The 13,421-nt window shown below is 39.5% G+C and carries 14 protein-coding genes; 2 read left to right on the top strand and 12 right to left on the bottom strand.

What is annotated here, in order from left to right:
* Positions 1-2: 2 nt before the first annotated feature.
* The 7 genes from V7124_RS25340 to V7124_RS25310 form a co-directional block, all read right to left on the bottom strand.
* The gene (locus V7124_RS25340; protein WP_335494546.1) at positions 3-554 is read right to left on the bottom strand and encodes a cysteine hydrolase family protein; all 552 of its coding nucleotides are present in this window, start codon (positions 552-554) and stop codon (positions 3-5) included.
* Between the two features lie 95 nt (positions 555-649).
* Entirely contained in the window at positions 650-1,591 is a 942-nt protein-coding gene (locus V7124_RS25335; RefSeq protein WP_335494543.1) for a diacylglycerol kinase, read from the bottom strand.
* A 180-nt stretch (positions 1,592-1,771) separates the two neighbouring features.
* Entirely contained in the window at positions 1,772-2,683 is a 912-nt protein-coding gene (locus tag V7124_RS25330) for a LiaF transmembrane domain-containing protein (protein ID WP_335494539.1), read from the bottom strand.
* An 85-nt stretch (positions 2,684-2,768) separates the two neighbouring features.
* Positions 2,769-3,845 carry a hypothetical protein gene (locus V7124_RS25325; RefSeq protein WP_335494536.1) on the bottom strand — a complete coding sequence of 359 codons (1,077 nt, stop codon included), beginning with the start codon at positions 3,843-3,845 and terminating at the stop codon, positions 2,769-2,771.
* On the bottom strand, positions 3,845-4,309 hold the full coding sequence (locus tag V7124_RS25320) for an anti-sigma factor family protein (RefSeq protein WP_335494533.1): 465 nt from the start codon (positions 4,307-4,309) through the stop codon (positions 3,845-3,847). The genes V7124_RS25325 and V7124_RS25320 overlap by 1 nt, the downstream gene beginning before the upstream one ends.
* Complete coding sequence (locus tag V7124_RS25315) at positions 4,306-4,821, bottom strand: sigma-70 family RNA polymerase sigma factor (protein WP_420490605.1); 516 nt, start codon at positions 4,819-4,821, stop codon at positions 4,306-4,308. Before V7124_RS25315 ends, V7124_RS25320 begins: the two co-directional genes overlap by 4 nt.
* A 189-nt stretch (positions 4,822-5,010) precedes the next feature.
* Positions 5,011-5,793 (bottom strand): class I SAM-dependent methyltransferase, encoded by a 783-nt coding sequence (locus tag V7124_RS25310; RefSeq protein WP_335494527.1) that lies wholly within the window; start codon positions 5,791-5,793, stop codon positions 5,011-5,013.
* A 109-nt stretch (positions 5,794-5,902) separates the two neighbouring features.
* Between V7124_RS25310 and plsY the strand changes: the two genes are divergently transcribed.
* Positions 5,903-6,529 carry a glycerol-3-phosphate 1-O-acyltransferase PlsY gene (gene plsY / locus V7124_RS25305; protein ID WP_335408581.1) on the top strand — a complete coding sequence of 209 codons (627 nt, stop codon included), beginning with the start codon at positions 5,903-5,905 and terminating at the stop codon, positions 6,527-6,529.
* Positions 6,530-6,565: 36 nt separating this feature from the next.
* Here plsY and V7124_RS25300 read toward each other — a convergent pair whose 3' ends face one another.
* Entirely contained in the window at positions 6,566-7,117 is a 552-nt protein-coding gene (locus V7124_RS25300) for a thioredoxin family protein (protein ID WP_420490604.1), read from the bottom strand.
* 220 nt (positions 7,118-7,337) lie between these two features.
* Between V7124_RS25300 and putP the strand changes: the two genes are divergently transcribed.
* Positions 7,338-8,816, top strand: coding sequence for a sodium/proline symporter PutP (gene putP, locus V7124_RS25295; RefSeq protein WP_335494522.1), 1,479 nt, complete (start codon positions 7,338-7,340; stop codon positions 8,814-8,816).
* Positions 8,817-9,346: 530 nt separating this feature from the next.
* Here the strand turns inward: putP and gatB are convergent.
* From gatB to V7124_RS25275, 4 genes are all read right to left on the bottom strand, one after another.
* Positions 9,347-10,774: an Asp-tRNA(Asn)/Glu-tRNA(Gln) amidotransferase subunit GatB gene (gene gatB / locus V7124_RS25290; RefSeq protein ID WP_335494518.1), complete on the bottom strand. Its 1,428-nt coding sequence runs from the start codon at positions 10,772-10,774 to the stop codon at positions 9,347-9,349.
* A 12-nt stretch (positions 10,775-10,786) separates the two neighbouring features.
* The gene (gatA, locus tag V7124_RS25285; RefSeq protein ID WP_335494514.1) at positions 10,787-12,244 is read right to left on the bottom strand and encodes an Asp-tRNA(Asn)/Glu-tRNA(Gln) amidotransferase subunit GatA; all 1,458 of its coding nucleotides are present in this window, start codon (positions 12,242-12,244) and stop codon (positions 10,787-10,789) included.
* Between the two features lie 11 nt (positions 12,245-12,255).
* Positions 12,256-12,549, bottom strand: coding sequence for an Asp-tRNA(Asn)/Glu-tRNA(Gln) amidotransferase subunit GatC (gene gatC, locus V7124_RS25280; protein WP_335494512.1), 294 nt, complete (start codon positions 12,547-12,549; stop codon positions 12,256-12,258).
* Between the two features lie 237 nt (positions 12,550-12,786).
* Positions 12,787-13,218 (bottom strand): YueI family protein, encoded by a 432-nt coding sequence (locus tag V7124_RS25275; protein ID WP_335408568.1) that lies wholly within the window; start codon positions 13,216-13,218, stop codon positions 12,787-12,789.
* Positions 13,219-13,421: the final 203 nt, after the last annotated feature.

Below are 13,421 nucleotides of genomic sequence, written 5' to 3'. Positions count from 1 at the left end.
ATCTATTTAACCATAGCTCCAAGCGATTGCACAAAGTGCCCCAATGCCCATTCATGGCCCTTTTGATTAAATGAAGCAACAGCCTCTTTATGAACAACAATCGAAAAGCCTTTATTGTAGGCGTCTACAGCCGTATGGAGAACACAAATATCTGTACAAACACCAACGAGATGCACCTCTGTAATTCCCCGCTCTCGCAGTTTGATTTCAAGGTCTGTTCCAGCGAAAGCAGAATAGCGTGTTTTATCTATGTAATACACATTTTCACAGTCCTTATTCTCATCATAAACTTTTTGAAGGCTGCCATATAAATTTCTGCCTGAAGTCCCGCGAATATTATGCGGAGGGAACAGCTTTGTTTCTGGATGATAGGAATCCCCTTCATCATGAACATCAATAGCAAAAACAACATAATCGCCGTGATCAATAAATTCCTTCGTCAATTGAACAATCTTCTTCTCAATTTCCTGCCCCGGCACACCACAAGTTAAAGCCCCGGCATCCGCTACAAAATCAACCGTATAATCGATATTAATTAATGCTTTTTTACTCATTTCGATACCACCCCTTCATTTATAACTATTTCTCTACAGGAACCATTTATTCCTTTAAACTAAAAAAGCCCGCTCCGCAATGGAACGCGCCTTTTTCAGCTATATCTTGTTCCAGGTACCCAATCGCTTGGTTTATCAAGAGGGCGAATATCATCGAGTGGCACAAACACCTCTAAATGACGGTACAAGTTTGCAAACTCCGCTGGCAGCAACCCACCAAATTCACCATCAAGATTTACTTGAACCTTTTCAGTAGAATGTACTTTAATTCTACTCGCTTTTGCATAAATGACATTCGGATCATTCACATGTTCACCACGAATAGCTAAAGTGGCGACTCTTACAAACTCCGCCAAATTAATCTTTTTCAAAATGAGCAAGGAAAATAAACCATCGTTAATCGATGAATCCGGAGCAATCTTTTCAAAGCCGCCAATTGAATTCGTCAATCCTACAAGGAATAACATCGCTTCCCCTTCAAACAGCTTTCCATCATACTCGATTGTAAGGTCCGTTGCTTTAATCGAAGGCAGCATTTCCATTCCTTTTAAATAATAGGCAAGCTGCCCAAGCATCGTTTTTAATTTACTTGGAACTTCGTATGTAAGCTCCGTGATTCTTCCGCCGCCCGCAATATTTATAAAATATCGATCATTAATTCGACCAATATCCACAGGTATCCGTTCACCTTTTGTGATAATATCGACCGCTGCCCCAATGTCTCTTGGAATGTGCAGCGCTCGGGCAAAATCATTCGTCGTACCCGCCGGAATAATTCCTAATTTTGGTCTGAATTCCTGCTCTGCAAGGCCATTTACCACTTCATTTATCGTACCATCTCCGCCTGCTGCGATGACAATATCATACTGTCTTTCAACGGCAATTCTAGCAGCAGCCGTTGCATCACCAGCACCCGTTGTCGCATGACAAGATGCCTCATATCCGGCCATTTCAAGCTTCTCCATAATTTCAGCAAGATGGCGCTTAAGAATTTCCCGCCCTGATGTCGGGTTATATATCAATCGTGCACGTTTCATCATTCATCATCCTATTTTTATGAAATCAATAAATGGTATATGATGGGTCTCTTCTATATTCTACCAATTAACACCTTGGCTTACAATGATTAACCCAAGCAATGTATATTAGTCTATCCAACTTACTGCCGTCTACTATCATACCCTTTTTTTATTTTTTTGCAAAAAATAAGATGCGAATTACTGTATGTTTAAACTGACACTATGGGTATTCATAATATTAATATGGTAGTTACCTTCACCAGACTGGTACACGGCGTTTCTTTGTATTGCTTCATTCTGGTCACCGGTTTCGGTTACTTGCCACGCTCCATCCTTACCATTCACCACATCTACACCAACAGCAGAAATTTTCAAGTTACTATTTTCAGCAGTCTTCACATCTATGAATGACGCACCATTTATACTCCAATCATTTTCAAGAGACCGTGGATTTAAGGTAATATCGTTACCATTTCCAATGACTTCAAGCTGTACACCACTAGGAATAAGAATGGTTGAAGCAATTTCTTGATGACTATAAAAAGGTCCCAACTCGTTTGGCAGAGTCTTTACATTAACATAAAGTGTATCTCCCTTTTTATTTGCATACACATAATCGTCCGCACTCTTAATTAGCTTTTCCTTGTTCGCTGTTTGTGTCCGGTACGTTCCAAACATCGATACTTCTTTTTCATCTGTTGCTTCAATTGTTGTTTGGTAGCCTGTTGTTCGTAACACTACCCGTTTGATACTATCATTCATTTGATAGGAGAAATCAGGAAGTTCAAACGACCGCTCTTCCCTTGCAACCACTTCTTCAACCTTGCCCATAATACCTGTAGCACTAAGCGTCGCGAACAAGATTCCTACCATTCCTAGCACCCCAACAAACAGGATACTAACAAAATCATATTTTAAAATCGGCTTCTCCTGCCGTGAGAAAAACAAGTATAAGAGAATTTCAATCCCTAGAACAATCAATAGTAACGGCCACCAAGCCGTCATCACATGGACAAGATCAAATCCCATAAATCGCGAAAGAAAAAGGAAGAGGCCAAGAAAAACGAGTGAGGCCCCCATCGAAAACGTACCAACACGCCAAGTTCTCATTCCTGCCCCCCCTTTCCTTTTCTTAAAAGGAACCCAATTCCAGCTCCGATTAAGAGTACCCCTGTTAGTGTGTTTTTCCACCTTTTCATGATTTATTTGCCTCCCCTTTTCGCTTACTGCCAGATAAAAGCCTAATACCGCCGCCAATTAACAGCACACAGACAAGCCCCGTCTGAAAATATCTTTGTACCCAATACATTAAATCGATCTGAATAACATTTGAGATCATCGGAGAGAAAACAGGAATTAACACATTCATGAATAGGTAATACAGCCCCATTACAACTAAACCGATTCCCACCCACTTCTGATGATTGATCAAATAAGAAATAATTGGAACATCCTCGATTTCTTCCTCACCATATTTGGATACCTTCTGCATAGCGTCAAAAAAGCTGTAGAACCAGATAATCGGGATCAGAAACAAGAAGATTCCAAGGCGTAAAATATCTAAGATGTAGATCGAAAACAGGAAAGCCGCCATTAATTGAATTCCACGTTTTTGCAAGCCAAGATAAAGGTGCCCCGCACCAGGAAAAATGGAAAGGAAAGTGGCAATGGATTTGCTCTTTTTTCCATCTTCTCTTCGTGTTTCAAAGTCTTCAAATATCGTTTTATCGATTAATTCCTCACCACGCTGCTTTTTATTTACCTGTTGCACCGAGTCAAAAAATCCGTACACCCAAATGATTGGCAGCCCTAACAGGAACACCATAAACTCACCACGGCCACTCAGCGCAGTTATAAAAATCACCATTACGGCGAGTCCTAAAAATGATGCTAACAGTGTCAACCCACGGTTCATTAGTCCAAGCTGAAAATGACCTAAACCTGGAACAAACGACAACACAATCGTATGAAATCTTTCTGACTCCTGGGTTACTTGCAATGGTGGAACATCCGGATTCGCAGCTTTAAGTATCTTTTTCTGTTTGGAAATTTGAACACCCATGTCGATAAAGCTAATTAGGTAGAGAAAAATACCAGCCATAAAGGCAAGAATGGAAATTTCCTCATTGCCAGAGAATAATCCTGCAACTGTAATAAAGGCACATCCTATAACGGCTAGTAGGTATAGCACCCCCCTGAACATGTTGCCGAAATAAATATGACCGAGGCCGGGAAAGAGCGATAGCGTCAACGCCTTAGTTGAATTTTTCATTATTTATTTGCCTCCTTTTTTTCCAAAGAATCCATCCATGCAAAGGTTTTATCAATAACTTCATCTGTTATCGAAGGTTTTATTTCCTTACTATGCTGTGGTGCCTCGACAGCACTTGCATAGGTTGCAAGCGATTGAAACACTCCTGAAAAAGTAAGCAATAGGGTTGCAGCGGCTGCAATCAAATAGTGAAAAGCAACCTGTTGATAAAATGGCTTTTTCGACTCTATTAATGGTTTTGTAACAACTTCTTTTTGTTTCGAAATTTCAGCCATCACCAGGTCGGTAAAGCTTGACTCATTTGAAAGAATTGGAAGTGATGATTCATGTACCGATAGAGCTTGTAAATAATGCTCCAGACATTGGTCGCATGAATACAAATGACCTTCAAGTTCCTCACGGGCCTGATCATTAATTTCGTCTTTAACGTAACTGAGCCATTCATCATAACTAAAATGCTTCATGAAAAATCGTCCTCCTTCCAATTCTTTTTCATCCAAACACGTGCCCTGTAAAGCTTTGTTTCGATTGTTTTCACCTGAACATTTTGTTCCTTAGCCATTTGCTGATAACTCTTTTCCGCTATATAAAATCCGTAAATGACATCACGATAATTCTCTGGGAGCTCCTCAAGTCGTTTCCTAACCTGAGTAACCCTTTCACCTTCAAATAATTCCTTTTCGACACTATCCTTCGGTGTCCCTAATGCCGGATGTTCCAAGGACTCGACTGATTCTTCCTTCCGTCTTGCCAGCTTCCGTTTAATATCTATGGCATGATTAACAGCAATCCGGGTCATCCACGTTTTAAAACCTTGATTCTCATATTGGGAGAGAGAGGAATATAGTTTTATAAATACTTCCTGAGCGGCATCTTCTGCTTCCTTTTGATCGCGAAGTACAGCAAAGACGGTCCGGAACACATCATTACGGTACTTCTCTACCAAAAGGCGAAAGGCATGATCACTGCCGTCCAACACTTTTTGTATTAAAGCTGAATCACTAATCGCTCTCTCCCCCTTTCTATCTGCGACCTTCTACCTTAATAGACGATGTCACCTGAAATAACCCCTACACTTTAATAAAAATTTCTTTTCACAATTAAAATAGTAGCATAAAAAAACGTGCGCTATAGACGCACGTTTTGGTACTTATCTATTTAGGACTTAATCTAGCATTCTTAGTATGCTTACATTACAATCATGCGGGATTACAAATTGGTCTGTATCTGGTAATGAATTTGCTAATTCCACTAAAGCATTCGCTCTAGCCTTCTCTTCTAATCCTGCGAGCCAGGAGAGCGATTCAACCTTTTCTACCCATGTCTCTGTTGTATAGGAAACGGAATAGTTAAGTTTATAAAAGTCCCTTAGCTCGAAACCATTCTTTTGCCATTCACCGAACCATTCAGTTGGGAAGCCATTAATCCTCTGCTTTGATTCCGCTTTTGTTCCAGCAGGTTTTAATCCACCGGTAACATATTTAGAAATTACATCGAATGTCTTATCAACCACTAGTGGACCTGCAAGGAAACCCGAATCGATCACAAGTAATAACCCTTTAGGTTTAAGGATTCTTTTTATTTCATGAATGGCCTGTTCCCGGTCAAACCAGTGCCAGGCGCGCATGACAGTTACCATATCAAACTGTGATTCTTGTAAACCTGTATCCTCAGCGGTACCTTGTACATAAGGTATTTTATAACTTTTTGACACATTTAAAGTTAATGCCTGTTGAAGTAATTCATTAGACGGATCCAGGCCAATAACGTCTGCCTTCCTCATTGACATTTTTCTTGTTAATGCGCCTGTTCCACATCCAATATCTGCCACCTTTTTTCCATCAAAAGAAATTCCACGAATAAACAGACTTTCCATTAAACTTGCAGGAATATCTTCTCTTGCCTTCGCATAACTTTTAGCAACTTGACCAAAATTTATCTGTTCCATGTCGGTCGCCCCTTTAATATTTCCTTTTTCAGGAATTACTAAAATGATACCATTGAAGTATGATAAAATGCTATTGTAAATGTAAACACTCTCACAAAGGAATGATGATATGGTCTGGTTGCTAATCCTTTCCTCCTACCTAATTGGCAGTATTCCTACTGCGCTAATTGTGGGCAAGCTTGTTTTTGGGGTTGATATTCGTGATCATGGAAGCAAAAACCCTGGCGCTACCAACACATTAAGAGTCCTTGGCAAAGGATCCGCTATCATCGTCGTACTCGTTGATATTGGAAAAGGAGCATTCGCTGCTTCACTTCCTTTATACTTCAACCTTGATGTTGATCCACTTTACTTTGGACTAGCTGCCGTAATAGGTCATTGCTTTCCGATTTTCGCTGGATTCCGCGGGGGTAAGGCCATTGCTACCACTGCTGGAACTCTTGCAGTAGCAAATTTTCCATTGGCTTTAATTGCTTTTGGAACATTTTTTCTGGTGATTTTTTTATCGAAGTACGTGTTTTTAGGGTCCATTTCCGTTGGTCTAAGCTTGTTGGTTTACTCGTTTATTTCGCAAGAACTTGAATTTGAACTCATTTTTTTATTTTTCACTATATTTTTAATCTATCTTCACCGCTCTAACATTCGAAACTTCATTTTAGGAATTGAACCAAAAATCAATGATAGCAACCTAATTAATGATCGGATTCCTCCAAAAAATAATAACCTCAACACGTAAAGAATCCCTGGCTGCTGTCCAGGGATTCTTTTTACATTATAATAGAACGGGTATAATGCTGTTGGCAACGGTTTGCCATATCGATGCATCGTTCTGATAAGACTTGCCGAGACTCTTATAAAAAGCCAATTGTTTCTCTTGAAAATCCGGAGCATCCTTATCCGGTAGTTCAGCCCGTCCCTTATCTACAAGAGCTTGTATTTCTGTCGCTCGCGGGCCCCATACTCCCACTTCATTTCCTTCTTGATCAATGAAAATAAAAATTGGAATCGCTCTAGAGGTTCCATTTGTTAAATACTGATCCATTAACTCTAGATTTTGGTCCCTAAGTACAAACCGAACTTCCATGTTTGCAGCTTCAGCTATTCTTAGTAACACTGGGTTGTTTAGCATGGCATCCCCACACCAATCCTCTGTTAGAACAATCGCTTTCAGGTTCTTTGACTGGAGTGCTTCAAGTTTCTTTTTATCCTTATTGTCTAACTCAAAGCGCTCAAAAATAGAAACCATTCCTTCTTTATTTTTTGTCATTTGACCAATGTATTCATCTTTTGTTAAACCTTTTTGAAACCAAGAATTTAAATTCAAGTTAAACACTCCCTTCTATGCCTATTATCATAATCCTTTCATTTCCTACTTACAAATGAAAGAATTCATACCTTTTGTACTACTATTCCAAGAGTATTTTAACCTATTTTAGAAAAGTTAAAAATTAGCAGTAGATATAGTTAAATTCAGTTGATAGAATATTTCATATATATAAAATATTATTTTAATTTTATTTTAACATAACAAAGGGGGAAATAGTATGTCCAATGAAATACTACAGCTTGTAACCATTGGAATTTACCTGGCGATGATGCTATTTATTGGATGGTATTCTTATAGAAAAACTAGCAATCTAACAGACTATATGCTTGGAGGAAGGTCTTTAGGACCCGCTGTAACAGCATTAAGTGCCGGAGCTGCTGATATGAGCGGCTGGCTATTGATGGGATTGCCAGGAGGAATTTATCTAACTGGTTTAGCAGATGCATGGATTGCTATTGGTTTAACAATTGGAGCATACCTTAATTGGTTATTGGTTGCACCTCGTCTTCGCTCATATACTCAGATTGCCAACGATTCCATAACGATTCCAAGTTACCTGGAAAACCGTTTTAAAGACAACACCAAACTCTTACGGATTGTATCCGGTATCGTTATTCTGGTCTTCTTTACTTTCTATGTTTCTTCAGGGTTAGTATCTGGAGCAGTCTTTTTTGAGAGTTCCTTTGGAACAAGCTACCTTACAGGCCTTTTAATTGTCGGTGGTGTTACCATTGCTTACACATTATTTGGCGGGTTTCTTGCTGTTAGTTACACCGACTTTATTCAAGGATTAATGATGCTGATTGCCCTGCTTCTGGTTCCAGCAATTGGAGTTTTCGCAGGAGGGGGTCCTGCAGAAACGTTCGATACGATTCGTGCTATTGATCCAACATACCTTGATTTCTTCAAAGGAACAACAACTTTAGGGATTATTTCTGCTATGGCTTGGGGACTTGGTTATTTTGGTCAGCCGCATATCATTGTACGTTTCATGGCTATTACAACTATAAAAGAAATAAAAAGTGCCCGTCGCATCGGAATGAGCTGGATGATATTCACGCTAATTGGTACCATCTGTACTGGATTTATTGGAATTGCTTACTTCCATAATAATCCACAGCATGTATTAAAGAATCCAGAGGCCGTATTTATTGAACTAAGTCAGATTCTATTCCATCCCTTATTCGCTGGATTTGCCTTAGCAGCCATTCTTGCAGCTATTATGAGTACCATTTCATCACAATTAATCGTTACATCGAGTGCATTAGTTGAAGACTTATATAAAGTGGTTATGAACAAAAAGGCATCTGACAAACACCTAGTCTTCTTAGGAAGAATGGCGGTTCTTTTGGTAGCTGTTGTCGCTGCCATCCTAGCTCTTGATCAAAACAGCACCATCCTAGACCTTGTAGCATATGCATGGGCAGGCTTCGGAGCTGCCTTTGGTCCAATCATTATTCTAAGCTTATTTTGGAAGAAGATGACCAACTGGGGTGCTCTTTTCGGTATGATTGTAGGTGCTGTTACGGTTATTGTTTGGAAAAACGTTGGACTTGGTGAAACACTTTACGAAATCGTACCAGGTTTTGTTTTAAATTTAATTGTTTCTTATATCATTAGCTTAATTACGTATAGGAAAAATGATATCATTGAAAAAGAATTTAATGAAAGTGTCAGCCTATTAGAAAAGGAATAGAATTTTTCGAAATGCCCGGATATTAAAATCTGGGTATTTTTTTATCTTTCTGACTGACAAATTTCTTCTTTTTGCATGTTAATCAAACGTTTGATTAGTTTTGATCCTCCCCTTAATAATAAAGGTTTTTTCATTTGAAAAGGGTAGAATTATGTCATTTAACTAATCATTTGAATAAATAGTAAGGAAATGCTTAAAAGATAGGCTTTCTGCTCAAATCCTAATAAACTTATTGTCGATTTATCATTCTAAAATCGGTCCATTATCATTCTAAACAGTGAATCAGGAAACATCCGACAATATTCGCCAGCGTAATTATTAATTAAGCGTTTGATTAAAAAGTACTTCAACCCTTTATTATTAACAGCTTTCGTATGAAAACAGGGATGAATTATGTCGACTAATCAAACGTTTGATTAGTCTTTTTCAAACCCGTATATTTAGTGAATTTTCCTGGGAAATCTTCAAAAATATTTGTCGAGTTTTTTTCGACAAAAAAACTGGCAGTATATATCTGCCAGCTTCGTATTTTATCTTTTGCTTAATTCCTGATTCAATAATTGGTTTACTAATTGTGGATTGGCCTGACCCTTTGTCGCCTTCATTAGCTGCCCAACGAGGAAACCTACTGCTTTACTCTTACCATTTTTAAAGTCCTCTATCGATTGTGGATTCGCATCAAGCACCTCAGAAATAATCTTAAGAAGTGTCCCTTCATCGGAAATCTGAACAAGACCTTTTTCTTTAACGATTGCTTCAGCGTCGCCGCCGTTTTCAATCAACTCATTAAAAACAGTCTTAGCAATCTTTGAAGAAATGGTTCCGTTAGTGATCAGCTTTATCATACTTGCTAACCCTTCAGGTGTTAGGGCAATTTGATGAAGCTCTTTCCCTTCAGCGTTCAGGTAAGCAGACACATCTCCCATCATCCAGTTCGAAGCCAATTTGGCCTCTGCGCCCGCCGCTACAGTACCTTCGAAGAAATCTGACATTTCTTTTGTTCCCGTTAGTACCTTGGCATCATATACAGGTAATCCTAGTTCTTCTACATAGCGCTTCTGCCGTTGATCCGGAAGCTCTGGGATTTCAGCTGCAATCCTTGCTTTCCATTCCTCATCAATATAAATATCAAGTAAGTCTGGTTCAGGGAAGTAACGATAGTCATCGGATCCCTCTTTTACACGCATCAGTAATGTAGCCCCGGTCGCTTCATCAAACCGACGTGTTTCTTGATCGATTTTTCCACCTTGCGTGATAACCTCTCGCTGCCGTTCCTCTTCAAACTCCAAGCCTTTGCGGACAAAGTTGAAAGAGTTTAAGTTTTTTAATTCTGTTTTCGTTCCAAACTCTTCTTGGCCAACGGGTCGAATCGAGATATTGGCATCACAGCGAAGTGACCCTTCTTCCATTTTGCAGTCCGATACTCCCGTAAACTGGATAATCGATTTTAATTTTTCAAGATAAGCATAGGCTTCATCAGGTGTGCGGATATCAGGTTCAGAAACGATTTCTACTAAAGGAGTTCCCTGGCGATTATAATCTACTAATGAATAGCCATTCCCATGACTCAGTTTGCCAGCGTCTTCTTCTAAATGAATTCTAGTTATGCCAATCCGTTTCGTATAACTATTCACCTCAATTTCAATCCAGCCATGCTCTCCAATCGGTTTATCAAATTGCGAAATCTGATAGGCCTTCGGATTATCTGGGTAAAAATAGTTCTTACGATCAAATTTCGTATGGGTGGCCACTTGGCAATTCAAGGCCATTGCTGCCTTCATTCCGAATTCTACCGCTTTTTTGTTTAGTACTGGCAGCACGCCTGGATAACCAAGGTCAATCACACTCGTATTGGAATTCGGCTCGGCACCAAAATGGTTTGGGCTGGCCGAAAAGATTTTTGATTCCGTTTTTAACTCTACATGCACTTCAAGACCAATTACTGTTTCAAATTCCATCGTCTTCACCCCCTATATTCCTGGCTTTTGTTTATGAAAATCTGTTGCCTGTTCAAATGCGTGTGCTACCCGATAGACCGTCGCTTCATCAAAATGCTTGCCGATAATTTGTAAACCAAGTGGCAGACCATTATCAAATCCACATGGAATGGAAATCCCAGGTACTCCCGCTAGGTTCACAGGAATCGTCAAAATATCATTCACATACATCGTTAACGGATCATCCATTTTTTCACCAATTTTAAATGCTGGTGTTGGAGTGGTTGGTCCAATGATAACATCATATTTTTCAAATACATTTTCAAAGTCCCTCTTAATTAACGTCCGGACCTGCTGCGCCTTTTTGTAATAGGCATCGTAATAACCAGAGCTTAGCGCAAATGTACCGAGCATGATCCGGCGTTTTACTTCGTCACCAAAGCCTTCAGCTCGTGATTTCTTATATAACTCAAGTAAATTATCCGCATTTGGAGTCCGATAGCCATAGCGAACACCATCAAAGCGGGCTAAATTAGCAGACGCTTCGGAGGATGATAGTAAATAGTAAGCTGCCAATGCATATTTTGAATGCGGCAAACTTACCTCTTCCCAAACTGCTCCTTGTTTTTCAAGCACCTTTAAAGCATCCAGCACGGATTGGCGGACCGTTTCTGTCACACCCTCACCTAAATACTCTTTAGGTACAGCAATTTTTAAACCTTTCACATCACCTGTTAAGGCTGCAACGAAATCAGGTACATCCACATTCGCGGATGTGGAGTCCATTGGATCTAATCCAGAAATTGCTTGCAGGAGATACGCATTGTCTTCAACCGTTCTTGTAATCGGTCCAATTTGGTCAAGGGAAGACGCAAAGGCAACTAGCCCAAAGCGGGACACCCGTCCATATGTTGGCTTCAACCCTACTACTCCGCAAAATGATGCAGGCTGTCTGATAGATCCCCCAGTATCTGAACCCAAAGAAAATAGCACTTCGCCAGCTGCGACCGAAGCTGCCGATCCGCCTGAGGATCCACCTGGTACTCGTTCAAAATCCCATGGATTGCGCGTCTTCTGATAATGGGAGTTTTCATTTGAAGAGCCCATTGCAAACTCGTCCATGTTTAATTTACCGATTGTTACCGTTTCTTGCTGCTGCAACTTCTGAACAACAGTCGCATCATAAATGGGGTTAAAATTTTCTAGAATCTTGCTGGCACAGGTTGTCCGAAGTCCCTTTGTCACCAGATTGTCCTTAAGACCGATTGGCATCCCAAACAACATGCCTTTCTTTGAGTCCGTACTAAGCTTATCATCAAGGGATTTCGCTGTTTGCCGAGCCCTATCTTCATCCAATGTTAAAAAAGCCTGAACCTTATCCTCAACTTGAGCAATCCGTCCGTATGACTCATCAACGAGCTCAGCGACTTTTAGTTCTTTTTTATGTAAAAGTTCATGGAGATCTGAAACTTTATAATCGAATAAACTCACTTTCTTTCCTCCTACTCGCTAATGATTGCTGGAACTTTAATCTGACCATCTTGATGATCAGGTGCATTTTTTAAAACTTCTTCACGTGGCAATCCTGTTTGCTTAATATCTTCACGGAAGACATTTTTCATATCCAGCACATGGTAGGTTGGTTCAACATTTGCCGTATCTAATTCATTCAACTGTTCTGCAAATGTAATAATCGCATCAAGCTGTTTCGTGAACATTTCCGTTTCTTCTTCTGATATCGCTAATCTAGCTAAGTTCGCTACATGCTTAACTTGATCATTCGAGATTCTTGTCATTTTTACTTACCTCCAATCCCTAAAGTCAATAGTTAATTTAATACTGATGATACCAAACTATTCCGCTTCACCGCAATGATTCCCTCATCAGTATTGGCAAAATAAGTACTTTTTAGATTGCTAGTTAGAAAAAAAGGATAGAAGTTAAATCTAGTAAAGTGCTGATTGGAATCTTTTTTTCCTAATGATAGGGAAAAAGCAATCTAAATTTTTCATTAGACTGCTTTTTATTAGCTATTATGCTTTAAATAGTTTCGAGAAAAGACCTTTTTTCTTTGGTGGTTCTGGTAAATGGATTTCTTTTTTTGTAATATAAATTTCTTTTTTGTCAATCGCATGGTCCATAGCTAGCACTAAACCAATTTCTGAATCGTGTTCCTTATTGGTTACGATTGTATGCTCAAGATTGTGCTTAGCTGCGAGCTTCACATACTTTGACAGGGCGGAATAGTCGATATTTCCATTTAAAAACAAATTGGCCTGAGGATTTTTTTTCATTTCTTGCTCAATCTGCGGGTATATATCTGCTTCTATTACTTGGCTTTTCTTAAGGGAAACAATAATTCGCTCACGTAATGTTCCTAAAAACTTCCGCCTTTCATCTGGTTTCGTTTCCAAAGGGCCAAGAATCCCCTGCTGAAGGACTTCCTCCACACTCGGCTTTTTCAAATTAGATCAACTCCATTAAAAGGGCTATTATTATCTATGATATTACCCTAAAAAATGTTCATATCCAAAAAACCGGCTTCTCCTTTTAAGGGAGTTCACGTTATCCGAGAGTAAATTCTGCTATACGTGAGTAAACCCTCGCCATCCGAGAGTAAACTTCGCTATACGAGAGTAAATTCCCGCTATACGCCAGTATTTCTCGC

This window comes from Neobacillus niacini, from assembly GCF_036961885.1.
GTDB lineage: Bacteria > Bacillota > Bacilli > Bacillales > Cytobacillaceae > Neobacillus > Neobacillus niacini_H.
The sequence above is the reverse complement of the archived record's forward strand: the minus strand, read 5'-3'. Positions and strand labels throughout refer to the sequence as shown.